The organism is Pseudomonas sp. NBRC 111133, from assembly GCF_001320605.1.
Classification (GTDB): Bacteria; Pseudomonadota; Gammaproteobacteria; order Pseudomonadales; family Pseudomonadaceae; genus Aquipseudomonas; species Aquipseudomonas monteilii.
The window spans coordinates 44,679-68,479 of record NZ_BCBJ01000065.1; the positions used below are offsets into that span (position 1 = coordinate 44,679).

The following is a 23,801-nucleotide window of genomic DNA, read 5'->3' on the forward strand; positions in this document are numbered from 1 at the left end:
GGGGGCGGTGCAAGGCTTTATTGCTCGGCAATGGTCCGCACGATGGCGTCCACCGTGGCGTCGATCTGCGCCTGGGTACGTGCCAGGGTTTGCTGGTGTTCTTTCTGCAGTTCAACCTGCCTGGAGCACAGGTTAAGGGCAGCCAGCACCAGCAGTTTGTCACCGATCAGGGTCGGATACTGACGCTTGGTCTCGTTCAGGGCGGTGTTGAGCATCCGCACCGCCTGAGCCAGGGTTTCTTCCTGGCCCTCTGGCGCCTTGATCGAATAGTCGATGCCGAGAATCGACACGACATTGACCGGCTGCTCGTGCAATCTCATGCGCCGACAGCGCTGGCGCGCTCAACCAGGGCCTGCAGACGGGCGGCGGTGCTGCCGTTTTTCTCTTCCTGCTCCATCAGCGACAGTTGCAGGGTTTCGTTCTCTTCCTTGGCCTGCGCCAATTGCGTGCCGAGGGTAGCGTTCTGCTCGGTGAGTTGAGCGTTTTTCTGCATCAGGTCGCTGACCAGTTGCTCGATTTGATTCAGGGAAGCTTCCAGCATGGGTCTATCTCAGGTTGTTGCGAGGGGCGCACACGATAAAGAAAAGTGCCGCCCATCGCCATTAAATATCAGATTCATAAGGTGTCGAACCCGCAGATTGACAGGGTAACGGCCCCCTTGTTCCGACCTGCGTCAACCGCCGGTCAGGAAAAGGTTAGCCCCCTCACAATTTTCACCGGTCGCACTCAAGACTGGCCAGTCACGACCGATAGCCCGGCAAGTCATGTTTTGTCGCACTCTGCGCACCTTACTTCCCCTTGCCTGGACCCTCCTCTCCACGTCTCTACGCAACATGAACATTGCCCCGCGCGCGCTGCTGGGCTTCGCGCTGATCGGCCTGCTGATGCTTGGCCTTGGTGTCTTCTCGCTGATACAGATGGGCAACATCCGCCAGGCCGGCGTGGCTATCGAGCAGGTCAGCGTGCCCAGCATCAAGATCCTCGACGAGCTCACCGCGCTGAACCTGCGCATGCGCACCCTCTCCTACCGCCTGCTGCTCAACCGCGAGCCGGACACCCAGCGCGACACCCTCAACCTGCTGGACCAGCGCAACAGCCAGATCGACCGCGCACGCCAGGCCTACCTGCCGATGATCGGCGCCGCCGACGAACAGGCCGCGTTCGACCAGTATGGCCAGTTGCTCAACCAGTACCGCCAGCTGGAGTCGCGCATGCGCACCCTGAGCCAGGCCGACCGCCTGGACGAACTGCGCGACCTGCTGAACCGCGATCTGCTGGCCAACTCCGAGCAGATCAACAAGGTCATGGACACCCTGGTGCGCATCAACACCGACCAGACCCGCGCCACCAACGAGAAGGCTGCCAACCAGTACGCGGCGGCTTTTGCCCTGGTGATCGGCCTGCTGGTAGCCGCAACCGTGCTGACCTTCGCCTGCGCCTTCCTGCTGACTCGCAGCATCGTCAAACCGATCGAGGAAGCGCTCAAGAGCGCCGAGCAGGTCGCCGACGGTGACCTGACCCACATCATCCGCGCCGAAGGCACCGACGAAGCCGCCCGGCTGCTGCGCGCCATGGCCCGCATGCAGGACAAACTGCGCGACACCCTGCAGCAGATTGCCGGCTCGGCCACGCAGCTGGCCTCAGCAGCCGAAGAGCTGAATGCCGTCACCGACGAAAGTGCCCGTGGCTTGCAACAGCAGAACAACGAGATTGAACAGGCCGCCACAGCCGTTACTGAAATGACCAGCGCTGTCGAAGAAGTGGCGCGCAATGCCGTCAGCACTTCTGAAGCGTCCAGTGAAGCCAGCCGCTCCACCGGCGACGGTCGTGACCTGGTGATGGAAACCGTGGGTGCCATCGAGCGCATGAGCGGTGATGTGCAAGCCACTGCCAAACTGATTACCCACCTGGCCGAACAGTCGCGTGACATCGGCAAGGTACTCGACGTGATCCGTGGCCTGGCAGATCAGACCAACCTGCTGGCGCTGAACGCTGCCATCGAAGCAGCGCGAGCCGGTGAGGCGGGCCGTGGTTTTGCCGTTGTGGCAGATGAAGTGCGTGCGCTGGCCCACCGTACCCAGCAGTCGACCAGCGAAATCGAGCGCATGATCGGCAGCATCCAGGGCGGTACGGAAGAAGCGGTGGAGTCGATGCGCACCAGCACCGAACGCGCCGAATCCACCCTGAACATCGCCCGTGGTGCGGGCATGGCGCTGGATACCATTGCCGGGGCGGTGGCGCAGATCAACGAGCGCAACCTGGTGATTGCCAGCGCGGCGGAAGAACAGGCGCAGGTGGCGCGGGAAGTGGACCGCAACCTGGTGAACATCAATGACCTGTCGGTGCAGAGTGCAACCGGGGCACATCAGACCAGTGCGGCGAGTGCCGAATTGTCGCGGTTGGCCGTGGACCTCAATGGCCTGGTAGCCCGTTTCCGCACCTGAAAAGCAGCTACAAGCTTCAAGCTATAAGCCATAAGAAAAAGCAGGCCGCGCACAGGCCTGCTTTTTCTTGAAGCTTGAAGCTTGAGCTCAATAGTCGATCCGCACATCCCCTTTCGGCACGCTGCAGCACGACAGGATATACCCCTCGGCTTCATCCTCTTCGGTAATGCCGCCGTTGTGCTCCATCGCCACCTCACCACCCAGCTTGAGCACCTTGCAGGTGCCGCAAATGCCCATGCCGCAGGCTTTCGGGATCATCAAGCCAACCTTGGCCGCCGCCGCATGCACGGTCTCGCCCGGGGCGACGCGGATGCTTTTCTCGCTGCCGATGAACTCCACCAGATTGAGGTCGGAAACGTCCAGCTCCGGTGCATCGGCCGCCTGCTCGGCGTGCTCCACTGCATCGGCCTTGGCCTCGGCCGGTGTCGCGCCGAACGACTCCTCGTGGTAGTTCTTCATGTCGAAGCCGACCGCTTCGAGCATGCGCTTGACCGCCGTCATGTAGGGCGTCGGGCCGCAGCAGAACACCACACGGTCCATGTAGTCCGGGGCAATCAGCTCCATCAGGCGCTGGTTCAGGTAACCGCGATACCCCGCCCACGGCTCGCCCAGGCCATGCTTCTCGCAAATGATGTGCAGGCTGAAGTTGGGGATTCGCGACGCCATCTGTTCCAGCTCGCGGTGGTAGATGATGTCCTTCGGCGAGCGGGCACTGTGCACGAATACCATGTCGACGTTGGCGTTGGTGTCGTAGAACCAACGTGCCATCGACATGACTGGGGTAATGCCCACGCCGCCCGACAGGTACAACACCTTGCCTGCAGGAAAATCGATGGCGTTGAACAGCCCCACCGGGCCATGCACCGGCAGCTCGGCGCCTTCGTGCATGGTGTCGTGCAGGAAATTGGACACCAGGCCGCCCGGCACACGCTTGACGGTGATCGAGAAGCTGTAGGGCACCGACGGTGAACTGGAGATGGTGTAGGAACGCATCACCGGCTTGCCTTCGATCTCCAGCTCCAGGGTGACGAACTGCCCGGGTTTAAAGAAGAACATGATCGGCTGATCGGCCATGAAGCAGAAAGTGCGCACGTCCCAGGTCTCCTGGATGACCTTGACGCAGCGCACGATGTGGCGGCCGTTGGCCCAGGTCTGGGTGGTGACCGGATTGAGGAAGGTATCGGACATGTTCATCTCCAGCAGCCGACTATTGGGCTTTTTATGGCTTGGATAATGCGCAAGCCGAGGGCGATGCACATTCCTGCCAGCGACATCGGCGTGCTTATCGCGACCAGCCCCGCGCTACAAGGGCTGGGGCGTCGTTATTCACATCGGCCATGTCGCCCATGGATACGGTTCGCGGCGGCTTCGGACGCACACTCCACGGCAAAACAACTAGCCTGCTGTTGAAACAAAGAGCCGTGAGAGCAGCCTTGCGGCAACAACAACGATTAGCCACCTTTTGCCGGCCGCACACGGCCCCGAGGAATACACGATGGACGTCACCGCAACCCTGAGCCTGGGCGATCCACTGGAACCTGCACGCAAGGCCACCGCCGAGATGCTGCAGACCCGCGAGCGCACCTACTCGCTGCCCCAGCCTTTCTACACCGACGAGCGTCTGTTCCAGATCGACATGCAGGAGATCTTCCAGAAAGAATGGCTGATCGCCGGCATGACTTGCGAAATTCCGGCGAAAGGCAACTACATCACCCTGCAGATCGGCAACAACCCGATCCTGGTGGTGCGTGGCGCCGAAGGTAAAGTGCACGCTTTCCACAACGTCTGCCGCCACCGCGGTTCGCGTTTGTGCGTCAGCGACAAGGGCAAAGTGGCCAAGCTGGTGTGCCATTACCACCAGTGGACCTACGAGCTGGACGGCCGCCTGCTGTTCGCCGGCACCGAAATGGGCGCCGACTTCGACATGAAGCAGTACGGCCTAAAGCCGGTGAGCGTGAAGGTGGCCGGCGGCTACATCTTCATCAGCCTGGCGGAAAACCCGCCTGCCATCGACGAGTTCCTGGCCACCCTGGAACACTACATGGAACCGTACGACATGGAGAACACCAAGGTGGCGGTGCAAACCACCTTGATGGAAAAGGCCAACTGGAAGCTGGTGCTGGAAAACAACCGCGAGTGCTACCACTGCAGCGGTTCGCACCCGGAGCTGCTGCAAACCCTGCTGGAGTGGGACGACACCAACGACCCGCGCGCCAGCCAGGAATTCAAGGACCACGTGGCCGCCTCGGCAGCTGCGTGGGAAGCCGAGAAAATTCCGTACCTGCACAAGAGCCACGGCCTGCGTAACCGCATCGTGCGCATGCCGCTGCTCAAGGGCACGGTATCGATGACCATGGATGGCAAGCAGGCCTGCCAGAAGCTGATGGGTCGCATCAAGAACCCGGACCTGGGCTCGATGCGCATCCTGCACCTGCCGCACTCGTGGAACCACTGCATGGGCGACCACATGATCGTGTTCACCGTGTGGCCGATCAGCGCTCAAGAGACCATGGTCACCACCAAGTGGCTGGTGCACAAGGACGCCGTGGAAGGCGTGGACTACGACCCGGAGCGTATGCGCAAGGTGTGGGACGCCACCAACGACCAGGACCGCCGTCTGGCGGAAGAGAACCAGCGTGGGATCAACTCCACAGCGTATCAGCCTGGGCCTTACTCGAAGACTTACGAGTTTGGTGTGGTGAACTTCATTGACTGGTACAGCGGGCGGATGCTGAATAATCTTGGGGCGGAGCCTGCGGCGTATCTTAAGGAAGTGCAGGCACAATAATGTGCGCCAACCAAGCCTGTGGGTAACTCACAGGCTTGGTTATTCTCACATTCCGCCCCGAATATTCACTACCTCATCCGTAGATGAAAATATATTAGGTGAACCCTTCGAGGTGGAATCCTTCCTGGCGACTTCAGTCTCGACCGAATAAACCGACACCTTCGGTTTTTTTTCGGGGCTGTTTGGTGGCGTTTTCTTGTCCTTTTTCTTCTCGACTCGTCCCTTGAAAATCGTTCTAAGATTCGAGCTAACGTTTTTATTGACGCCCTGCCAGATCGCCGATCGATTGTCCCAGAGTGCCTTGACCACGCGAGTCCCCCCACCCGCAAGCAGCAGGGTGGTTCCAGCTGCAGAAACATAAGGGGCTACCGTGACCCCGGCAAAACCAAGCCCAGCCCCCACTACAGTGGTGGTAGACCCGAGCAATGCTAGCCGGGTGGCATTAACCGCAAGCCCCCCTTTCGGCGTTGGACCAATCATGAGCGCCGTAGGCGAGACAACATGTAGCGCCGTAGTCAGTGCGCGTTGCACCAGCGGTATCGGCACTTTGCCACTGGGATCAACATGGTTCACCGGATCGGCACCACAGTAGTTGTACGCATTGAGGCCGCCCTCACCGAACGGGCTCAATGCATCTGCCCCGTGAAAGCGCATGATCCCAGGATTGAACTGACGATGGCCATTCCCTAGGTGGTAACAACCCGTCAGGCTATCTCTCGGCTCACCGCAGAAAGCACTCATCGGACCACCCTGGATGGCAGCCTCCCCATAGGCTGTGTATGCCCTCCCGGTATCGACCGAATCCATGAGGACAGAACGCTGCAGATCAGTTGCTAACAAGCGTGCAAAACTCATGACGTAGCCCTCCAAAACCATTGATGGAACGCTAGTAGCCCTGACACCGATTAGAAACTGGCAAAAATGACAGGTGACAAAGAGTATTTTGTCCACAGGCCAATCCAAAGGCCCGTTAAAAAAGGGCTGCACAATAGACTGGTTGTTTGTGTCCATGGGTTGTCGATTTTTTGATCAAAATACTGGAAGCCCCATGGGTAGAGGCCTAGCGATCAATACGAACACTTTGTCCACAGAGACACCAACAAAGAATGTGGGAAAGAACAGTCCGAATCGAAGCAGGCTGTGGAAAAGTCCCCTGAAGCTTGAAATTCCAAGTGTTACAGAGACTTGGAGGATACCTGATCAAAAAATGCTCAATTTCATCCACGTCAGAAAATTCAAAGCTTTCAGCGAAGGACAAACATATTATCCACAGACCGACTAACAACGGATGTGGGCAAATTTATCTAGGTAAGGAGCCTGCTGCTCCCACCATCCAAATTGGAGGGTGATCATTTTTCAACCAAAACCTTGCACAGCCCGTATTACATGGCCCCCAGCCATGCGCCAACACTTTATCCACACCTTGACGAACAGATTCCGTGGGCAAAACAAACGCGTACCTGGTATTTCTGCCAGTTCCGCCAAATCCAGTGAGGTGATTGGGTAGTAGCCACTACTTTGGCATTACTCAGGAGTGACTTATGCACAGCCGCCAGGAGGGCACTGTGAAGTGATTCGATGAAAAGCGGGGGATTGGGGTGATCAGCAGCAAAGGGCAGCGTAGGGATTACCTGGTTTTGCGCTGCGCCGCAGTAAATGTGGTGTTGTCGAAGGGGGAGCGGGTGTTATTCGATCCTGTGAGCGAGGCGCTGGGCTGTTGGGCGTTCAATGTGGTGAAGCGATAGCGATTGGTCAGACAAAAATGGGTGAAGGTTTGCGCAATCCCTGTGGGAGCGGGCTTGCCCGCGAACACCGGCCAAGCCGGTGCCATACACTGCGTCAGGTTCTTCGCGGGCAAACCCGCTCCCACAGGGTGACCTACATCCCTTCAACTTCAGCGAAGTACGCCCTCTTCCACCAACAGCTTGAGAATGGCCTCGGCACCTTCCTGTGGCGAAACATCCTTCAGCACCTTGCCGCCGCCGCCACTGGTCTTGGCCGTCGCGGCCTTCATCCGGTCGGCACCACTCTTGGCCTTGATCACCTTCAGCCGCTTGGGCCGCGGGCGCGCCGGTTGCAGTTCGGCTTCAGCCAGCAGTTCGTCTTCGACGATGGCCACGTTGCGTGCCGCTAGCACACCCCGGCGCGCCGGCCCGAAGGCACTCTGGCGCGGCTTGGGCGCTGCGTTGTCCACAGTGGCCAACAACGGCAGGCGCACTTTCAGCCGGCGCCGCTGACCACGTGGCAACGCTTGCAGCACCTGGGCGGTGCCATTGTCGATCGACTCCACCTCGGCCAACCCCACAATCAATGGCCAGCCGAGCTTTTCCGCCAGCAGGAACGGCAACATGCCCGACCCCTCACCCGTCTCTGCCTGGCTGCCGGTCAGCACCAACTGTGCCCCAGCGTCGCGCAGGTAATCCCCGAGCACGCCCAGCACATCGGCGCCAGCCGGTTGCTCCAGCACGTCCAGGTGGTCCAGGCCCATGCCCAGATAAGCGCGCAATGCCTCTTCACGCGGGTCGCCGGCATGCACTACCTGCAAGTTATCCCCAGCCAGCTGCAACCCCAGCTCCACCGCACGGGCATCCTGCTCGGCGCGGCGGGCGCGGCCGGAGCTTGGGTGGGCACCGATGGAAACCAGGCTGATCACTTTCGTACTCATGCTCGTGCCCTTATGCCGCGTCGCGCTGGCCGCCGCTGCGGAAGTTGTCCACAGCCTCGATCAGTGCCTTGAGAATCGCCGAGCTGTCGCCAATCACCGACAGGTCGGCCCGTTTGATCATGTCGCAGCCAGGGTCCATGTTGATCGCCACCACCTTGTCGCAGGCGCCAATGCCCTGCAGGTGCTGGATCGCGCCCGAGATACCCACAGCCACATAAACCCGCGCGGTCACCCAGGTACCGGTAGCACCCACCTGGCGGTTGCGCGGCATGAAGCCGTCGTCCACCGCCACCCGCGAGGCGCCTTCGGTGGCGCCAAGGGCCGCGGTAGCCTTGTGGTACAGGTCCCAGTCCTTGACCCCGTTGCCGCCCGAGACGATGAATTCGGCTTCGGCCATGGCAATGGTGGCCGGGTCCACGGCCACCGAGCCGAGGTCTTCAATGCGCGAGAGGCTGCGCGCCACGCTTGTGGACAACTCCACCGGCAGCGCTTCGTGACGGGTTTCGCTGACCGGCTCGGCGCATTCGGCTGCGGCCAGGATCAAGCGTGGCACGGCGCGCTGCAGGTCTTGCTGGCCGGCACCGGCACGGCCGATGCACTGGCCATCCTTGACCTGCCACACCCGCGTCGCCGGGCGTTCGCCCAGTGCCGCGCCCAGGCGCCGGCCCAGCTCCCCGCCACCGGCGCGGCTGTCGGGCAGCAGCCAGTGGCGCGGGGTGAACTGGTTATCCACAGCCCGCAAGCCCTGCACCAGTTGCTCCGGTGCATAACCCTCGAATGCTTCGCCTTCGATGACCAGCAGGCGGTCGACGCCGGCTGTGGAAAAGTTGCTTTCCTTGTGTTCGTTGAACACCACCGCCAACACCGCACCATCGCTGCCAGCCAGGCTGTGGGCCAGACCAAGCAGGTCGCGGTCGTGGCTGCTGAGGCGGCCACCGACCATGTCGGGCACCACGGCAATGTAGAACGCCGGCGCCGGCACCTGGTGCAGCGGCAATTTGACTTCGGCTGCCGCCGTGCGCCGCCCGCCCACACCGGTGCCCTGCTGGGCGCCGCTGCGGTCGATGCGCTTGATGCCGGCCGGGCCGATAAAACCTGCGGTAATCGCATGGGGGTTCTTGCGGATGAGGCCGTTGGGCCCCATCCAGCTGGTCTGTTGTGTTTGCATGGCCGCGTGCAGCGGGTGCAGGCGGTTACGGGCGATCCACTCGGCGCGTGGGTCGCGGCGGATAATGTCGCTCATCAGTGCACCTCCGCAGGTTCACGTTTGGCCGCTTGCGGCTTTGGGGCAGCGGGTGCGTCCTCTTCGATCAGCACGTCGGCCACCAGCTCGGCCAGGTCCTTGATCTGTGGGCGCGGTTCGACCACACCTTCGAGCATGGCGGTGCACTGCGGGCAACCCACAGCCACCAGCTCGGCCTCGGTTTCGCGGATGTCGTCCATGCGCATGTCGGGGATGCGCTGCTTGCCCGGGATATCGGTGATCGGCGCACCGCCACCGCCGCCGCAGCAACGGGAACGGAAGCCCGAACGTTGCATCTCGCGCACTTCGATACCCAACGCCTTGAGCACTTCACGCGGGGCTTCGTACTCGCCGTTGTAACGACCCAGGTAGCACGGGTCGTGGTAGGTGACGCTGCCACCCTTGTGCTGGCCAAGGTTGAGCTTGTTGGCCGCGATCAGTTCGGCGATGTAGGTGCTGTGGTGCTGCACCTGGTACTCGCCGCCCAATGCACCGTATTCGTTCTTCAGCACATGGAAGCTGTGCGGGTCGCAGGTGACGATGCGCTGGAACTTGTACTTGGCCAGGGTCTGGATATTGCGTTTGGCCAGTTGCTGGAAGGTCGCTTCATCGCCCAGACGGCGGGCGACGTCGCCGCTGTCACGTTCTTCCAGGCCGAGCACGGCAAAGTCCACGCCCGAAGCCTTGAGCACTTTGACAAACGAACGCAGGGTGCGCTGGTTGCGCATGTCGAAGGCACCATCACCGACCCAGAACAGCACTTCGGTGGTTTTCACCTCGGACAACAGCTTCAGGTTGAGGTCGGCCGCCCAGTTCATGCGCCCGCCAGGGGCGAAGCCGCCAGGGTTGTCGGTGGCAATCAGGTTGTCCAGCACCTCGGCGCCCTTGTTCGGGGTAGCGCCTTTTTCCAGGGTGAGGTGGCGGCGCATGTCGACGATGGCATCGACGTGCTCGATCATCATCGGGCATTCCTCGACGCAGGCACGGCAAGTGGTGCAAGACCACAGCGTTTCGGCATCGACCAGGCCATTGACGATCGGCTGGTGCGGGTGGCCGCCGTGTTCGCCAATCGGCTTGCCCGGGTACGGGCTGCCGGCGAACTGGGCGTCGGTGCCACCGGCCAGGCCGATGACCATGTCCTGGATGAGTTTTTTCGGGTTCAGCGGCTGGCCGGCGGCAAAGGCCGGACACATGGCTTCACATTTACCGCACTGCACGCAGGCGTCGAAGCCCAGCAGCTGGTTCCAGGTGAAGTCCGCCGGTTTTTCAACGCCCAGCGGCGCGTTCGGGTCTTCCAAGTCCAGCGGCTTGAGGCCGGTGGAACGGCCTCCCCCGAAACGTTCGGCGCGGCGGTGCCAGGCCAGGTGCAGGGCACCGGCGAAGGCGTGTTTCATCGGGCCGCCCCAGGTCATGCCGAAGAACAGCTCCGATACGCCCCACAGCACGCCCAGGCCAAGGATGCCGACCATCACCCAGCCACCGGTGTTGGCAGGCAGGATGCCAGCGACCGGCAAGGTGGCGATGAAGAAGCTCACGGCGAACGCCATCAGGCTCTTCGGCAGACGCATCCACGGGCCTTTGGACAGGCGCGAAGGCGGGTTGAGGCGGCGCTTGAAGACAAAGATGGCGCCACTGAACATGATCACCGTGGCCACCAGCAACGCGTAGCCGAGGATTTTGCTTTGCAGGCCAAAACCGTGCACCACAATAGCCAGCACGGCCGACAGTACGAAGCCGCCTGCGGTGGCCACGTGGGTCTTGGACATGTACTTGTCGCGCTCGACCACGTGGTGCAAGTCCACCAGGTAGCGGCGCGGCATGGCCAGCAGGCCGCCGATCAGGTTGACCTTGCTTGGCCGGCCACGCCGCCACATGCGCACCCGGCGCAGGGCGCCGAGCACTGCCAGGCCAAGGGCAGCGAACAGCAGGATGGGTAGAAGGGTGTTCAACATGGGAGGCTCCCACAACAACAGCTGAATTCTTGCGCCGCCCCAAAGGCCGGCGCGGACCCCTGTAGGAGCGAGCGAAGCTCGCGATAGCGCCCGATCAGACAACCCGGGTGCCAAGGCTGACGCCATCGCGAGCTACGCTCGCTCCTACAGGGGGGCCAGTCCCGCCTCTAGAGAGGCGGTGCGATCAGAAGTCCTTGCACAGGCGCAAGGCGTCGTAGATCGCCGCGTGCACGTTGCGCTGGGCCACGCAGTCGCCGATGCGATACAGCAGGTAGCCTTCGCCCGGCTGGCTGAGAATCGGCTGTGGCTTGATGGCGAACAGCGCCTCCACGTCGATCTGGCCTTTGTTGCGCGAACCTTCCTTCAGGGCGTAATACAGCTGCTCGTCAGGGCGTACGCCGTTTTCCACTACCACCTGGTCGACCACGCGTTCTTCCTTGGCGCCGGTGTATTCGTTCTCCAGCACCGCCACCAGCTTGTCGCCTTCGCGATAGACCTTTTCCAGCATCATGTCGCCGGTCATGATCACTTCTTTGGGGTACATGCTGCGGTAGTAGGTCGGGAACGTAGTACCGCCCATGGCCACGCCCGGCTTGATGTCGTCAGTGACGATTTCCACCTGGCTGCCCTTGTCAGCGATGAAGTCGGCCACCGACATGCCGGTGAATTCGCAGATGGTGTCGTACACCAGCACGTTCTTGCCCGGCGCAACCTTGCCGTCGAGCACGTCCCAGCTGCTGACCACCAGCCCTTCGGCAGCGCCCCAGTGTTCGTTCTGCTCCAGGAACGAATGGCCGCCCACTGCCAGCACGATCACGTCCGGGCGCAGGTCCTGGATGGTGGCCACGTCCGCCGCGGTGCCCAGGCGCAGGTCGACTTTCAGGCGCGCCAGCTCCAGCTGGTACCAGCGGGTGATACCGGCAATCTGGTCACGCTGCGGTGCCTTGGCGGCGATGGTGATCTGCCCGCCAATCTGGTCCTTCTTCTCGAACAGGGTCACGTCGTGGCCACGTTCGGCCGCGACCCGGGCAGCTTCCATACCGGCAGGGCCAGCGCCAACCACGACCACCTTGCGCTTCACGCCGGTGGTTTTCTCGATGATGTGCGGCACGCCCATGTATTCGCGGGAGGTCGCGGCGTTCTGGATGCACAGCACATCCAGGCCCTGGTATTGGCGGTCGATGCAGTAGTTGGCACCGACGCACTGCTTGATCTGGTCGATCTGGCCCATCTTGATCTTGGCGATCAGGTGCGGGTCGGCCATGTGCGCACGGGTCATGCCGACCATGTCCACGTAGCCGCCTTCAAGAATGCGTGTGGCCTGGTTCGGGTCCTTGATGTTCTGCGCGTGCAGCACCGGGACCTTGACCACTTCCTTGATGCCAGCCGCCAGGTGCAGGAACGGCTCCGGCGGGTAGCTCATGTTGGGGATAACGTTGGCCAGGGTGTTGTGGGTGTCGCAACCCGAGCCGACCACGCCGATGAAGTCGAGCATGCCGGTGGCGTCGTAGTACGCGGCGATCTGCTTCATGTCTTCGTGGCTGAGGCCATCGGGGTGGAACTCGTCACCGCAGATACGCATGCCCACGCAGAAGTCGTCACCGACCTCGGCACGCACGGCCTTGAGCACTTCCAGGCCGAACTTCATGCGGCCTTCGAAGGTGCCACCCCACTCGTCGGTACGCTTGTTGACACGCGGACTCCAGAACTGGTCGATCATGTGCTGGTGCACCGCCGACAGTTCCACGCCGTCCAGGCCGCCTTCTTTGGCGCGACGTGCCGCTTGCGCGTAGTTGCCGATCACCCGCCAGATCTCTTCCACCTCGATGGTTTTGCAGGTGGCACGGTGCACGGGTTCACGGATACCCGACGGCGACATCAGGGTCGGCCAGTTGAAGCCGTCCCAGCGCGAGCGACGGCCCATGTGGGTAATCTGGATCATGATCTTGGCGCCATGCTTGTGCATGGCGTCGGCCAGGTTCTGGAAGTGCGGGATGATGCGGTCGGTCGACAGGTTGACCGAAGCCCACCACTCTTGCGGGCTGTCGATGGCCACCACGGACGAACCACCGCAGATCGCCAGGCCGATACCGCCCTTGGCCTTTTCTTCGTAATACTTCACGTAGCGGTCGGTCGTCATGCCGCCGTCAGTGGCGTAGACCTCGGCGTGCGCAGTGCTGAGCACGCGGTTGCGGATGGTCAGTTTGCCGATCTGGATCGGCTGGAACATTGCTTCGAATGCCATGACGCTATCTCCGGCTTACAACGGCTTTGTAACGAACAGGCCATCTTCGTGGCCTTCTTCCGACCCGCCGTAGACCTGCTCGGCCACGGTGCGGATCTTGCTGCCGCGGGCAGCGAGAATCTGGTCCATGGCGCCGGCGAACCAGCCGGTGAACATGTAGTCGACCTTGCGGCCGCACTTGCCATAGACGTACACGAACGCAGAGTGCTTAAGCTTGACGCTGCAGGTGCCTTTGTCCAGATCGATGTCCTGGATTTCGAAAAGGCCCCAGCCACGCTGGCTCAGGCGCTTCATGTAGTGCTCGAACACCGCCACGCCTTCCAGGCCATGGCATTCGGCTTCTTTTTCACACCAGTGCCAGGCGGACTTGTAGCCGGCCTTGTAGAGGATTTCGGCGTAGGCGTCGGCGCCCAGCACTTCCTCGATGCCGATGTGGTTGTTGACGAAGAAATGGCGCGGTACGTACAGCATCGGCAGGGCGTCGCTGGTCCAGACACCGGTCTCGCTGTCGACTTCGATTGGCAATTGCGGGGCGATCTTGGCCATGGAAACTCAACTCCATAAAATTTTTATGTGGGTGCCCCGGCGTTGCTGGCAGGGGCTATCAGGCTTGGAGAGCGGCTTACTCGCCCCAGACGTCCTTGAGGACGTTGACCCAGTTCTCGCCCATGATCTTGCGTACCACGCGCTCGGAATGGCCGCGCTTGAGCAGGGTTTCGGTGAGGTTGGGGAACTCGCCGACAGTGCGGATGCCGAGCGGGTTGATGATCTTGCCGAAGTTGGTCAGGCGACGGGCGTAGCCCTTGTCGTGGGTCAGGTACTCGAAGAAGTCCTGGCCGTGGCCCTGGGTGAAGTCGGTACCGATACCGATGGCGTCTTCACCCACGATGTTCATGGTGTACTCGATGGCTTCGGCGTAGTCGTCGATGGTGGAGTCGATGCCCTTGGCCAGGAACGGCGCGAACATGGTCACGCCAACGAAGCCGCCGTGGTCGGCGATGAACTTCAGCTCTTCGTCCGACTTGTTGCGCGGGTGCTCCTTCAGGCCCGAGGGCAGGCAGTGGGAGTAGCACACCGGCTTTTTCGATTCGAGGATGACTTCTTCAGAGGTTTTGGAACCCACGTGGGACAGGTCGCACATGATGCCGACGCGGTTCATTTCCGCCACGATTTCGCGGCCGAAGCCCGACAGGCCGCCGTCACGCTCGTAGCAACCGGTACCCACCAGGTTCTGGGTGTTGTAGCACATCTGCACGATACCCACGCCCAGCTGCTTGAACACGTCCACGTAGGCGATCTGGTCTTCGAACGCATGGGCGTTCTGGAAACCGAAGAGGATGCCGGTCTTGCCCAGTTCCTTGGCCTTGCGGATGTCGGCGGTGGTGCGCACCGGCATCACCAGGTCGCTGTTGTCGCGGATCAGCTTCTGGCTGGCGGCGATGTTGTCGACGGTTGCCTTGAACCCTTCCCAGACCGACACCGTGCAGTTGGCCGCAGTCAGCCCGCCTTTGCGCATGTCTTCGAACAGCTCGCGGTTCCACTTGGCAATGATCAGGCCGTCGATGACGATGCTGTCGGCGTGAAGTTCGGCTGGGCTCATCAGGCTGTCCCCTTTTATTGAGTTGGGCTGCGCCAAACCTTCTGCCGGCGCTTTGGGGCCAGCATATGCCTGTGCCCAGTGACGCCCCGATGCAAAAACGACAGGGGGTTTGCCGAAAGCGTCAATGCGCGACAACACGCCCTCTGGCATGCGGCGTGGCGATGAGAGGCAGTCTCGATAACGACGTTTCTGGCCGTTTTATGAACATTTCGTCAGAGAGCTACCGCCTTGCCTTCGGCTGAGCGAGAATCCCTGCGATTCGTCAGCCTGTTGAGGAGAAAACGGATGAAATCATTGGCATGGCTGGTACTGCTGGCTGTCGTATCGGGCGCCCAGGCCGGCGAGGAAGAAAGCACCCCGTGCGACAACGTCGAGACCGACCAGCAGACCTACGCGTGCGCTGCGTTCAACAAGCAGACTGCCGAGCGGGAGCTGAAAACGGCATACGATGACTTGATCCAGCGTATTCGCGACCAGTATGCCGATGAGGGCGACCAGGCTACCGCGCTGGTGGGGCGTATGGATGCAGCAGAGAAGCTGTGGACGCAGTTGCGTGATGCCGATTGCAAGGTTGAGACGTATGCCGAGAAGCCAGGGAGCAAGGCGTTCCAGGCAGCTTGGGATACCTGTCTGGCGCAGCGCAGTGATGACCGGTCGGAGTATTTGCAGAGCATTGGTCAGCAGTAAGACTGCACCGGCCTCTTCGCGGGCAAGCCCGCTCCCACAGGGACCCCACATTCTTCTGCCCTGAGGTAATCCTGTGTGCGGGCTTGCCCGCGAAGAGGCCGGTACAGGCAACACTCATACAGCCCTGGCCAACCTGTCTTCTCGCGGGCAACGCTGATAGCGCGCCCGGTAACAGCGGGTAAAGTAGGAAGCCGACTCGAACCCGCAAGCCACCCCCACCTCAAGCACGCTCATGTCAGTCTGGCGCAACAACTGCCGCGCCTTGTCCAGCCGCAGCCGCAGATAGAACCCGCTTGGCGTGTCGTTCAGATGTACGCGAAACAGCCGCTCCAGCTGCCGCCGGGTCACCTGCACCGCCTCGGCCAGCACCTGGGTATTGAGTGGCTGTTCGGTGTTGCGCTCCATTTCCCCAATTACCTTCACCAGCTTCTTGTTGCTGATGCCATAGCGACTGGCGATCTGCATGCGCTGGTGGTCCTGTCGCTGACGGATACGCCCGAGCACGAACTGCTCCGACACCTGCACTGCCAGCTCAGTGCCGTGGGCCTGGGCAATCAGGTCGAGCATCAGGTCGATCGAAGCAGTGCCGCCCGCGCAGGTGATGCGCCGACGGTCGATCTCGAACAACTCCTGGGTCGCCTGCAAGCTTGGGTAGTTTTCCTTGAACGCTTCCAGCGCCTCCCAATGCACGGTGGCGCGGTGGCCGTCGAGCAAGCCGGCCTCGGCCAATACGACGGCGCCGGTATCGATGCCACCCAGAATCACCCCGTCATGGTCCAGGCGCCTTAGCGCCTGCTGCAGTGTCGGCCCATAGCAGGCCAGGGGGTCGAAGCCAGCCACAATCAGCAAAGTGCCGGCTGGCTCCCCTGCCGCCAACGCCGCATCGGCGTTCACCGACATGCCGTTGCTGGCCTGCACCGCCCCACCATCCAGGCTCAACACCTGCCAGCGATACGAAGGCCCCTTGAAGCGGTTGGCTACCCGCAATGGCTCCAGGGCACTGATGAAGCCCATGGCCGAAAAACCGGGTAACAGCAGGAAATGAATGATTTGCGGCATTGCATGCTCCACGGCAAAGGTGGTCGCCTCCGTGCAACTGTTGGTCGCCAGGGTGCGATTTTTCACCCTGCCAGCAGCGTAGCGTGTTCACACGGCCCAGAGAGGTCGGAACCCCATAACAATATGCACTGCCGATGGAGAGCCACCATGCACAGCTTGATCCGCCGCAGCCTGTTGACCCTTGCCCTGAGCAGCATCGCCACCTCCCCGCTTTACGCCGCTGAACCTGCGGCCTGCAAGAACGTCCGCCTGGGCGTGGTCAACTGGACCGACGTCATCGCCACCAGCGCCATGGCCCAGGTGCTGCTCGATGGCCTGGGCTACCAGACCAAACAGACCAGCGCCTCGCAGCAGATCATCTTCGCCGGCATCCGCGACAAACGCCTGGACATGTTCCTGGGTTACTGGAACCCGATCATGACCCAGACCATCACCCCGTTCATCGACGCCAACCAGGTCAAGGTACTGGAGAAACCCAGCCTGGAAGACGCACGCGCCACCCTGGCCGTACCGAAATACCTCTACGACAAGGGTTTGAAGACCTTCGCCGACATCCACAAGTTCGAGAAAGAGCTGGGCGGCAAGATCTATGGCATCGAACCGGGCTCCGGCGCCAACACCCAGATCAAGGCGATGATCACGAAGAACCAGTTCGACCTGGGCAAGTTCCAGCTGGTCGAGTCCAGCGAGGCCGGCATGCTCGCCGCCGTCGACCGCGCCGTACGCCGCCAGGAAGCCGTGGTGTTCTTCGGCTGGGCGCCGCACCCGATGAACGTGAACATCGACATGGCCTACCTGGGCGACAGCCAGGATGCGCTCGGCCCGGACGAAGGCCGCGCAACGGTATGGACGGTGACCGCGCCGGACTACGCCGAACGCTGCCCCAACGCCCACCGCCTGCTGGCCAACCTGAACTTCAGCGCCGAGGACGAGAGCCGCATGATGCAGCCGCTGCTCGACCACAAGGACGCGCTGGAATCGGCCCGCCAGTGGCTGAAAGACCACCCCGAGGACAAGGCCCGCTGGCTGGAAGGTGTGACCACCTTCGATGGCAAGCCGGCTGCGGACAACCTCAAGCTCACTGCCAACTGACTGGGCCCTTTCGCGGGCGCGCCCGCCCCCACAGGTACAGCTCCACACTCAGGATCACATTGATCCTGCGGGAGCGGGCATGCCCGCGAAAAGCCAAGCACAGACACCACAAGGAACACACCATGAACCACGACGTCATCATCACCTGTGCCCTCACCGGCGCTGGCGACACCGCCTCGAAAAGCCACCTGGTCCCGGTCACCCCCAAACAGATCGCCGAAGCCGCCGTAGAGGCTGCCAAAGCCGGCGCCACCGTCGTCCACTGCCACGTCCGCGACCCGCAAACCGGCCGTTTCAGCCGCGACGTGGCGCTGTACCGCGAAGTGATGGAACGCATCCGCGAAGCCGACGTGGACATCATCGTCAACCTTACCGCCGGCATGGGTGGCGACCTGGAAATCGGCCCCGGCGAAACGCCGCTGGAGTTCGGCCCAGGCACCGACCTGATCGGCCCACTGGAACGCCTGGCTCACGTCGAAGCCCTGCTACCGGAAATTTGCACCCTCGACTGCGGCACGCTCAACTTCGGCGACGGCAACTCCATCTACGTTTCCACCCCGGCGCAACTGCGCGCTGGCGCCAAACGCATCACCGAACTGGGCGTGAAAGCCGAACTGGAAATCTTCGACACCGGCCACCTGTGGTTCGCCAAGCAAATGATGAAAGAAGGCCTGCTGGACGACCCGCTGTTCCAGCTGTGCCTGGGCATCCCGTGGGGCGCCCCGGCCGACACCACCACCATGAAAGCCATGGTCGACAACCTGCCAGCCAACGTCACCTGGGCCGGCTTCGGTATCGGCCGCATGCAAATGCCGATGGCGGCCCAGGCCGTGCTGCTGGGCGGCAACGTGCGGGTGGGCCTGGAGGACAACCTCTACCTGGACCGTGGCGTGCTGGCCAGCAACGGCCAGTTGGTCGAACGCGCCGTGGAGATCATCTCGCGCCTTGGCGCCCGTGTACTGACCCCAGCCGAAGGCCGGGAAAAAATGAACCTCAAGCGCCGCTGAAACCATCAGGAGAATTTGCATGCCCTTCATCACCGAGATCAAGACCTTCGCCGCCCTGGGTAGCGGCGTGATCGGCAGCGGCTGGGTCGCCCGCGCCTTGGCCCACGGCCTCGACGTAGTCGCCTGGGACCCGGCACCAGGCGCCGAACAGGCGCTGCGCAAGCGTATTGCCAATGCCTGGCCCGCGCTTGAGAAGCAGGGCCTGGCGGTCGGTGCATCACAAGACCGCCTGAAGTTCGTTGCCACCATCGAGGAGTGCGTGCGCGACGCCGATTTCATTCAGGAAAGCGCGCCAGAGCGGTTGGACCTCAAGCTCGACCTGCACGCCAAGATAAGCGCCGCTGCAAAACCTGATGCCATCATTGGCTCCAGTACTTCAGGCCTGTTGCCCAGCGAGTTCTATGAATCTTCCACCCACCCAGAGCGCTGCGTGGTGGGCCACCCGTTCAACCCGGTGTACCTGTTGCCGCTGGTCGAAATCGTCGGTGGCAACCGCACCGCGCCTGAAGCCATCGAGGCGGCAAAGACCATCTACACCACTCTTGGCATGCGCCCGCTGCATGTGCGCAAGGAAGTCCCCGGCTTCATTGCCGATCGCCTGCTCGAAGCGCTGTGGCGCGAGGCCCTGCACCTGGTCAACGACGGCGTTGCAACTACCGGTGAAATCGACGACGCGATCCGCTTCGGCGCGGGCCTTCGCTGGTCGTTCATGGGCACCTTCCTCACCTATACCCTGGCCGGTGGCGACGCGGGCATGCGTCACTTCATGTCGCAGTTCGGCCCGGCACTCAAACTGCCCTGGACCTACCTGCCAGCACCGGAACTGACCGACAAGCTGATCGACGATGTGGTGGACGGCACGGCAGAGCAACTGGGCGAACGCAGCATCGCCGCGCTGGAGCGCTATCGTGATGACACCCTGCTGGCGGTCCTTGAAGCCGTGAAGGCCAGCAAAGAAACGCACGGCATGTCGTTCAGCGATTGAGGAAACCTTGATGCCCGCACTCATCACTTACCGCACCCCAGTCCAGGAGGACTGGGTCGACTACAACGGGCATCTGCGCGATGCCTTCTACCTGCTGATCTTCAGCTATGCCACCGATGCACTGATGGAGCGCATCGGCCTGGATGCCGACAGCCGTGGGCAGAGCGGCAACTCGCTGTTCACCCTGGAAGCGCACATCAACTACCTGCATGAAGTGAAACTGGGCACCGAGGTATGGGTGCAGACGCAGATCATCGGCTTTGATCGCAAGCGTCTGCAGGTGTACCACAGCCTGCACCGGGCCGGGTTCGAAGAGGCGCTGGCGGCCAGTGAGCAGATGTTGCTGCATGTAGATCTGGCGGGGCCGACGTCGGTGCCGTTCAGCGAGCACAGCACGGGGTTACTACAGGGACTAGTGGACGAACAACGTCAACTTCAAGCGCCCGTTTATGTAGGCCGTGTGATCGGCCTTGCAAAAAAATAACCCCGGAAAGCCGTGAGCATCCGGGGCCAAGAGCGAGCAACATCCACTGTGCATGAATGAGGGTGACCAAACCCTCGGTTGCTGTAGATGGCTTGAGTGTGCGCAGTTCCCGCCAGGTGGATTTAGCCGTAAACGACCTGTTCTTAGCCAAAGCAGCCATGCCGGCATCTTGTTGTTGCGGGCATGTCGCCGTCGTCACAGAATCGGTCGTAAATCACAGCAGCACTCTCTTAGCGATAAAAGGGACAACAGCCATGATGCATGCGGATTTGATTGATCAGGACGACCTGGCAGGCCACCTGCGCGCACGCGGGTTCGAGATTCCGGCCGGGGCCAGTGCCGAACAGGCTTGCGAGGCGGTGGTGCGTGGGCTGACCGAGCCGAATGCGCGGGCGCTGAAGGGGATGGTGGAGCAGATGTATACCGGTAGCGCGACCATCCTGCCGGCGGTACGCCAGGCGATCGACAAACAGCTGTTACCCGCGCTGGCGCAATTCAACAAACGCGCTTAACTGATTTTTCCTGTACTGGCCTCTTCGCGGGCAAGCCCGCTCCCACAGGCACTGCACCGGATTCGAAAGCGGTGCGATACCTGTGGGAGCGGGCTTGCCCGCGAAGGGGCCCGCGCTGTTTCAGAGCCTTACGCTGGCAAATGTCGACTCGTTGCGCGCCTGGCTCAGAGCAGCCATAGGCCCACTGTGCGGCGACAGGGTCATGGCCTGTGGAATTGGCATCATCGCCACCTGTTGCGCGGTATTGGAGCCCACACGCTCGTCACGCGGCGGAATGCCGAAGTACTCGCGGTAGCACTTGGAGAAGTGTGGCGTAGACACAAAACCGCATACCGACGCCACTTCGATGATCGACATTGGCGTTTGCTTGAGCAACTGCCGTGCACGAATCAGGCGCAGTTTCAGGTAGTAGCGCGACGGCGAGCAATGTAGGTACTTCTGGAACAACCGCTCAAGCTGCCGACGCGAAACCGACACGTACACCGCCAGCTCGTCCAGGTCGATCGGCTCTTCGAGGTTGGCCTCCATGAGCGCGACGATTTCCTGCAGCTTCGGCTGGTTGGTGCCGAGCATGTGCTTGAGCGGCACACGCTGGTGGTCCTGCTCGTTGCGGATGCGCTCGTAAACGAACATCTCGGAAATCGCTGCCGACAGCTCGCGGCCATGGTCGCGGCTGATCAGGTGCAACATCATGTCCAGCGGCGCGGTGCCGCCAGAGCTGGTGAAGCGGTTGCGGTCGAGGGTGAACAGGCGGGTGCTCATGTTCACGCGTGGGAAGGCTTCCTGCATTGCCGCCAGGCATTCCCAATGCACGCTGCAATCGAAGCCATCGAGCAGGCCGGCACAGGCCAGTGCCCAGCTGCCGGTGCACACCGCACCAAGACGGCGCGACTGACGAGCCTGAGCTTGCAGCCAGGTAACGTGCTCACGGGTGACCGAACGTTGAATGCCAACCCCCCCGCAGACAATCACGGTGTCGATGGGCGGTGCATTATTGATGGCGGCGTCCGGGGTGATCTGCAAGCCATCGCTGGCCCACACCTGGCCGCCATCGACGGTCAGGGTATGCCAGCGGTACAGCTCGCGGCCGGACAGCTGGTTGGCCATGCGCAGCGGCTCAACGGCTGATGCCAGGGAAATCAGGGTGAAATTGTCCAATAGAAGAAACCCGATGGACTGGGGTGTTGTGCGGTTCTGGGTTGGGTTCCCGGAGGTGTACGACGTCATCGCGATTTCTCCTCACACAAATGCAGGGTGTGCCTCAGGCGGGCACTGATTTCTTGTTATGGCCCCGGTTCATGTGCCGGGGCTTGGTTGCCAATCTCAACGCAAACGCCGTGCCTGAAATTGAACGGCTGTCCAAAAAAACCTGAAAACGACGCCTTAGTTCGGCAAATCAGGTGCTTTGATCGAGTTGGCCCGGTATACGCAAACGGGCGTGCTAGGCGCCGTGCGTGTAACGGCTGAGCAATTTGGTGACACGCGCAGTGTAAGTTGCCCAGAAACGACACTCTTGAGTGTCACCGACAACGCTAGCACCGATAACGACATCCGACGACCGGCACGCGACTGGCAGAAACACAAACGCCCCAGAATGGGGCGTCGTGTGGTAGCCAGATCAAAATCGGCGCATCAGCATTCGATAGCGCTGACCGCCAGGCCACCGCGGGAGGTCTCTTTGTACTTGTCGTGCATATCGGCGCCGGTGTCGCGCATGGTGCGGATCACCTGATCGAGGGAGATGAAGTGTTCGCCGTCACCGCGCAGGGCCATCTGCACTGCGTTGATGGCCTTTACTGCCGCAATCGCATTGCGCTCGATGCACGGCACCTGTACCAACCCGCCGACCGGATCGCAGGTCAGGCCAAGGTTGTGCTCCAGGGCGATTTCAGCGGCGTTTTCCACCTGTGGCGGGGTGGCGCCAAGCACCTCGGCCAAGCCAGCAGCGGCCATGGCGCAAGCGGAGCCAACCTCGCCCTGGCAACCCACTTCGGCACCGGAAATCGACGCGTTCTTCTTGCACAAGATGCCCACAGCGGCCGCCGCGAGGAAGTACTCCACCACATTGGACTCGTTTACCGCGTCGCTGAAGCGCATGTAGTAATGCAACACCGCCGGGATAATGCCGGCCGCGCCATTGGTAGGCGCGGTGACCATGCGCCCGCCGGCTGCGTTTTCTTCATTGACCGCCAGCGCGAACAGGTTGACCCACTCCATGGCGCTCATGGTCGAGCCGATCACATTGGGCTTGCCGGCTTCCTGCAGGCTGCGGTGCAGCTTGGCGGCGCGGCGGCGCACATTCAGCCCGCCGGGCAGCGTGCCTTCGTACTTAAGGCCATTGTTGACGCATTCCTGCATGGCTTCCCAGAGCTTGTGCAGGCCGGCGCGGATTTCTTCCTCGCTGCGCCAGACCTTCTCGTTGGCCATCATCAATTGCGACACGCTGAGGTCGTTTTGCTTGCACAGGCGCAGCAGCTCGGCGGCGCTGTTGAAATCGTACGGCAGCACCGTCTGGTCGGCGTCCAGCACGCCACTGGCGGCCTGGGCGGCATCGACCACGAAGCCGCCACCCACCGAGTAATAGGTATCGCGGTGCAGCTCGCCCTGCTCGCCTTCGGCAATCAAGGTCATGGCGTTGGGATGGTACGGCAGATTCTCGTCCAGCAGCAGCATGTCGCGAGCCCAGACAAACTCGATGGGCAGGCGGTTATCCAGCTGCAGGGTGTTGGTTTCACGCAGGTCGGCGATACGCGGCACGATCTGGGTGGGGTCGATGACGTCAGGCCATTCGCCCATCAGGCCCATGATGGTGGCGTTGTCGGTGCCATGACCGATACCGGTGGCCGACAGCGAGCCGTACAGGCGCACTTCGATCCGCTTAACACGCTCCAGCTCGCCGCGTTCGCGCAGGCCCTGGACGAACAGGGCGCCAGCACGCATGGGGCCGACGGTGTGGGAGCTGGAAGGCCCGACACCGATCTTGAACAGGTCGAACACGCTGATGGCCATTGTCGAATCACCTCTTGCTGGGCTTGTCT

22 protein-coding genes are annotated in these 23,801 nt (G+C 61.8%); 8 read left to right on the forward strand and 14 right to left on the reverse strand.

The annotated features are described in order from the left end of the window. Nucleotides 1-17: 17 nt before the first annotated feature. On the reverse strand, nt 18-320 hold the full coding sequence (locus tag APH36_RS14090; RefSeq protein ID WP_060499136.1) for a cell division protein ZapA: 303 nt from the start codon (nt 318-320) through the stop codon (nt 18-20). Continuing rightward, on the reverse strand, nt 317-541 hold the full coding sequence (locus APH36_RS14095) for a hypothetical protein (RefSeq protein WP_060499137.1): 225 nt from the start codon (nt 539-541) through the stop codon (nt 317-319). Before APH36_RS14095 ends, APH36_RS14090 begins: the two co-directional genes overlap by 4 nt. Nucleotides 542-833: 292 nt before the next feature. On the opposite strand from APH36_RS14095, the gene APH36_RS14100 reads away from it, so the two are divergent. Next, a complete protein-coding gene (locus APH36_RS14100; protein ID WP_060499138.1) occupies nt 834-2,444 on the forward strand; it encodes a methyl-accepting chemotaxis protein in 1,611 nt (536 codons plus the stop codon). A gap of 87 nt (nt 2,445-2,531) precedes the next feature. On the opposite strand, the gene gbcB is transcribed toward APH36_RS14100, so the two are convergent. Further along, a complete protein-coding gene (gene gbcB, locus APH36_RS14105; RefSeq protein ID WP_060499139.1) occupies nt 2,532-3,632 on the reverse strand; it encodes a glycine-betaine demethylase subunit GbcB in 1,101 nt (366 codons plus the stop codon). A 307-nt stretch (nt 3,633-3,939) separates the two neighbouring features. Here gbcB and gbcA point away from each other — a divergent pair, with 307 nt between their 5' ends. Continuing rightward, nucleotides 3,940-5,232, forward strand: coding sequence for a glycine-betaine demethylase subunit GbcA (gene gbcA / locus APH36_RS14110; RefSeq protein ID WP_060499140.1), 1,293 nt, complete (start codon nt 3,940-3,942; stop codon nt 5,230-5,232). 45 nt (nt 5,233-5,277) lie between these two features. Here gbcA and APH36_RS14115 read toward each other — a convergent pair whose 3' ends face one another. The 8 genes from APH36_RS14115 to APH36_RS14145 all read right to left on the reverse strand — a co-directional run bounded on the left by APH36_RS14115 (nt 5,278) and on the right by APH36_RS14145 (nt 14,937). After that, nucleotides 5,278-6,087, reverse strand: a complete 810-nt coding sequence (locus APH36_RS14115; RefSeq protein ID WP_082426396.1) for an RHS repeat-associated core domain-containing protein — start codon at nt 6,085-6,087, stop codon at nt 5,278-5,280. A 772-nt stretch (nt 6,088-6,859) separates the two neighbouring features. Then, entirely contained in the window at nt 6,860-7,090 is a 231-nt protein-coding gene (locus APH36_RS31685) for a hypothetical protein (RefSeq protein ID WP_156342149.1), read from the reverse strand. Between the two features lie 36 nt (nt 7,091-7,126). Next, complete coding sequence (locus APH36_RS14120) at nt 7,127-7,897, reverse strand: electron transfer flavoprotein subunit beta (protein ID WP_060499142.1); 771 nt, start codon at nt 7,895-7,897, stop codon at nt 7,127-7,129. 10 nt (nt 7,898-7,907) lie between these two features. After that, entirely contained in the window at nt 7,908-9,140 is a 1,233-nt protein-coding gene (locus tag APH36_RS14125; protein ID WP_060499143.1) for an electron transfer flavoprotein subunit alpha/FixB family protein, read from the reverse strand. Further along, the gene (gene dgcB, locus APH36_RS14130) at nt 9,140-11,092 is read right to left on the reverse strand and encodes a dimethylglycine demethylation protein DgcB (RefSeq protein WP_060499144.1); all 1,953 of its coding nucleotides are present in this window, start codon (nt 11,090-11,092) and stop codon (nt 9,140-9,142) included. Before dgcB ends, APH36_RS14125 begins: the two co-directional genes overlap by 1 nt. Nucleotides 11,093-11,276: 184 nt before the next feature. Next, a complete protein-coding gene (gene dgcA / locus APH36_RS14135; RefSeq protein ID WP_019096852.1) occupies nt 11,277-13,337 on the reverse strand; it encodes a dimethylglycine demethylation protein DgcA in 2,061 nt (686 codons plus the stop codon). A 15-nt stretch (nt 13,338-13,352) separates the two neighbouring features. Continuing rightward, nucleotides 13,353-13,883 carry a DUF5943 domain-containing protein gene (locus APH36_RS14140; RefSeq protein ID WP_008091518.1) on the reverse strand — a complete coding sequence of 177 codons (531 nt, stop codon included), beginning with the start codon at nt 13,881-13,883 and terminating at the stop codon, nt 13,353-13,355. 76 nt (nt 13,884-13,959) lie between these two features. After that, the gene (locus APH36_RS14145; RefSeq protein WP_003257506.1) at nt 13,960-14,937 is read right to left on the reverse strand and encodes a dipeptidase; all 978 of its coding nucleotides are present in this window, start codon (nt 14,935-14,937) and stop codon (nt 13,960-13,962) included. 285 nt (nt 14,938-15,222) lie between these two features. Between APH36_RS14145 and APH36_RS14150 the strand changes: the two genes are divergently transcribed. Next, entirely contained in the window at nt 15,223-15,624 is a 402-nt protein-coding gene (locus tag APH36_RS14150) for a lysozyme inhibitor LprI family protein (protein WP_060499145.1), read from the forward strand. Nucleotides 15,625-15,738: 114 nt separating this feature from the next. Here APH36_RS14150 and APH36_RS14155 read toward each other — a convergent pair whose 3' ends face one another. Then, the gene (locus tag APH36_RS14155) at nt 15,739-16,683 is read right to left on the reverse strand and encodes a GlxA family transcriptional regulator (protein WP_060499146.1); all 945 of its coding nucleotides are present in this window, start codon (nt 16,681-16,683) and stop codon (nt 15,739-15,741) included. 147 nt (nt 16,684-16,830) lie between these two features. Here APH36_RS14155 and choX point away from each other — a divergent pair, with 147 nt between their 5' ends. The 5 genes from choX (at nt 16,831) to APH36_RS14180 (ending at nt 20,763) form a co-directional block, all read left to right on the forward strand. Beyond that, the gene (gene choX, locus APH36_RS14160) at nt 16,831-17,775 is read left to right on the forward strand and encodes a choline ABC transporter substrate-binding protein (protein ID WP_060499147.1); all 945 of its coding nucleotides are present in this window, start codon (nt 16,831-16,833) and stop codon (nt 17,773-17,775) included. Nucleotides 17,776-17,897: 122 nt separating this feature from the next. Continuing rightward, nucleotides 17,898-18,782: a 3-keto-5-aminohexanoate cleavage protein gene (locus APH36_RS14165; protein ID WP_060499148.1), complete on the forward strand. Its 885-nt coding sequence runs from the start codon at nt 17,898-17,900 to the stop codon at nt 18,780-18,782. A 19-nt stretch (nt 18,783-18,801) separates the two neighbouring features. Then, nucleotides 18,802-19,767 (forward strand): L-carnitine dehydrogenase, encoded by a 966-nt coding sequence (locus APH36_RS14170; protein WP_060499149.1) that lies wholly within the window; start codon nt 18,802-18,804, stop codon nt 19,765-19,767. A gap of 10 nt (nt 19,768-19,777) precedes the next feature. Beyond that, a complete protein-coding gene (locus APH36_RS14175) occupies nt 19,778-20,251 on the forward strand; it encodes a thioesterase family protein (protein WP_060499150.1) in 474 nt (157 codons plus the stop codon). Between the two features lie 254 nt (nt 20,252-20,505). After that, nucleotides 20,506-20,763 carry a hypothetical protein gene (locus APH36_RS14180; protein ID WP_012270100.1) on the forward strand — a complete coding sequence of 86 codons (258 nt, stop codon included), beginning with the start codon at nt 20,506-20,508 and terminating at the stop codon, nt 20,761-20,763. Nucleotides 20,764-20,883: 120 nt separating this feature from the next. Here APH36_RS14180 and APH36_RS14185 read toward each other — a convergent pair whose 3' ends face one another. Together APH36_RS14185 and APH36_RS14190 are read right to left on the reverse strand one after the other, a co-directional pair. Next, complete coding sequence (locus APH36_RS14185) at nt 20,884-21,990, reverse strand: GlxA family transcriptional regulator (protein ID WP_019096860.1); 1,107 nt, start codon at nt 21,988-21,990, stop codon at nt 20,884-20,886. A 405-nt stretch (nt 21,991-22,395) separates the two neighbouring features. Next, the gene (locus APH36_RS14190; protein ID WP_060499151.1) at nt 22,396-23,772 is read right to left on the reverse strand and encodes an L-serine ammonia-lyase; all 1,377 of its coding nucleotides are present in this window, start codon (nt 23,770-23,772) and stop codon (nt 22,396-22,398) included. Nucleotides 23,773-23,801: the final 29 nt, after the last annotated feature.

What these genes read in the sequence shown, in the direction of transcription:
- APH36_RS14090 (WP_060499136.1), bottom strand. Translation starts at nt 320, where the DNA reads ATGAGATTGCACGAGCAGCCGGTCAATGTCGTGTCGATTCTCGGCATC.
- APH36_RS14175 (WP_060499150.1), top strand. Translation starts at nt 19,778, where the DNA reads ATGCCCGCACTCATCACTTACCGCACCCCAGTCCAGGAGGACTGGGTC.
- APH36_RS14180 (WP_012270100.1), top strand. Translation starts at nt 20,506, where the DNA reads ATGATGCATGCGGATTTGATTGATCAGGACGACCTGGCAGGCCACCTG.
- APH36_RS14125 (WP_060499143.1), bottom strand. Translation starts at nt 9,140, where the DNA reads ATGAGCGACATTATCCGCCGCGACCCACGCGCCGAGTGGATCGCCCGT.
- APH36_RS14140 (WP_008091518.1), bottom strand. Translation starts at nt 13,883, where the DNA reads ATGGCCAAGATCGCCCCGCAATTGCCAATCGAAGTCGACAGCGAGACC.
- APH36_RS14155 (WP_060499146.1), bottom strand. Translation starts at nt 16,683, where the DNA reads ATGCCGCAAATCATTCATTTCCTGCTGTTACCCGGTTTTTCGGCCATG.
- dgcA (WP_019096852.1), bottom strand. Translation starts at nt 13,337, where the DNA reads ATGGCATTCGAAGCAATGTTCCAGCCGATCCAGATCGGCAAACTGACC.
- gbcA (WP_060499140.1), top strand. Translation starts at nt 3,940, where the DNA reads ATGGACGTCACCGCAACCCTGAGCCTGGGCGATCCACTGGAACCTGCA.
- APH36_RS14120 (WP_060499142.1), bottom strand. Translation starts at nt 7,897, where the DNA reads ATGAGTACGAAAGTGATCAGCCTGGTTTCCATCGGTGCCCACCCAAGC.
- APH36_RS14145 (WP_003257506.1), bottom strand. Translation starts at nt 14,937, where the DNA reads ATGAGCCCAGCCGAACTTCACGCCGACAGCATCGTCATCGACGGCCTG.
- APH36_RS14185 (WP_019096860.1), bottom strand. Translation starts at nt 21,990, where the DNA reads ATGACGTCGTACACCTCCGGGAACCCAACCCAGAACCGCACAACACCC.
- gbcB (WP_060499139.1), bottom strand. Translation starts at nt 3,632, where the DNA reads ATGTCCGATACCTTCCTCAATCCGGTCACCACCCAGACCTGGGCCAAC.
- APH36_RS14115 (WP_082426396.1), bottom strand. Translation starts at nt 6,087, where the DNA reads ATGAGTTTTGCACGCTTGTTAGCAACTGATCTGCAGCGTTCTGTCCTC.
- APH36_RS14150 (WP_060499145.1), top strand. Translation starts at nt 15,223, where the DNA reads ATGAAATCATTGGCATGGCTGGTACTGCTGGCTGTCGTATCGGGCGCC.
- dgcB (WP_060499144.1), bottom strand. Translation starts at nt 11,092, where the DNA reads ATGTTGAACACCCTTCTACCCATCCTGCTGTTCGCTGCCCTTGGCCTG.
- APH36_RS14190 (WP_060499151.1), bottom strand. Translation starts at nt 23,772, where the DNA reads ATGGCCATCAGCGTGTTCGACCTGTTCAAGATCGGTGTCGGGCCTTCC.
- APH36_RS14170 (WP_060499149.1), top strand. Translation starts at nt 18,802, where the DNA reads ATGCCCTTCATCACCGAGATCAAGACCTTCGCCGCCCTGGGTAGCGGC.
- APH36_RS14095 (WP_060499137.1), bottom strand. Translation starts at nt 541, where the DNA reads ATGCTGGAAGCTTCCCTGAATCAAATCGAGCAACTGGTCAGCGACCTG.
- choX (WP_060499147.1), top strand. Translation starts at nt 16,831, where the DNA reads ATGCACAGCTTGATCCGCCGCAGCCTGTTGACCCTTGCCCTGAGCAGC.
- APH36_RS14100 (WP_060499138.1), top strand. Translation starts at nt 834, where the DNA reads ATGAACATTGCCCCGCGCGCGCTGCTGGGCTTCGCGCTGATCGGCCTG.
- APH36_RS14165 (WP_060499148.1), top strand. Translation starts at nt 17,898, where the DNA reads ATGAACCACGACGTCATCATCACCTGTGCCCTCACCGGCGCTGGCGAC.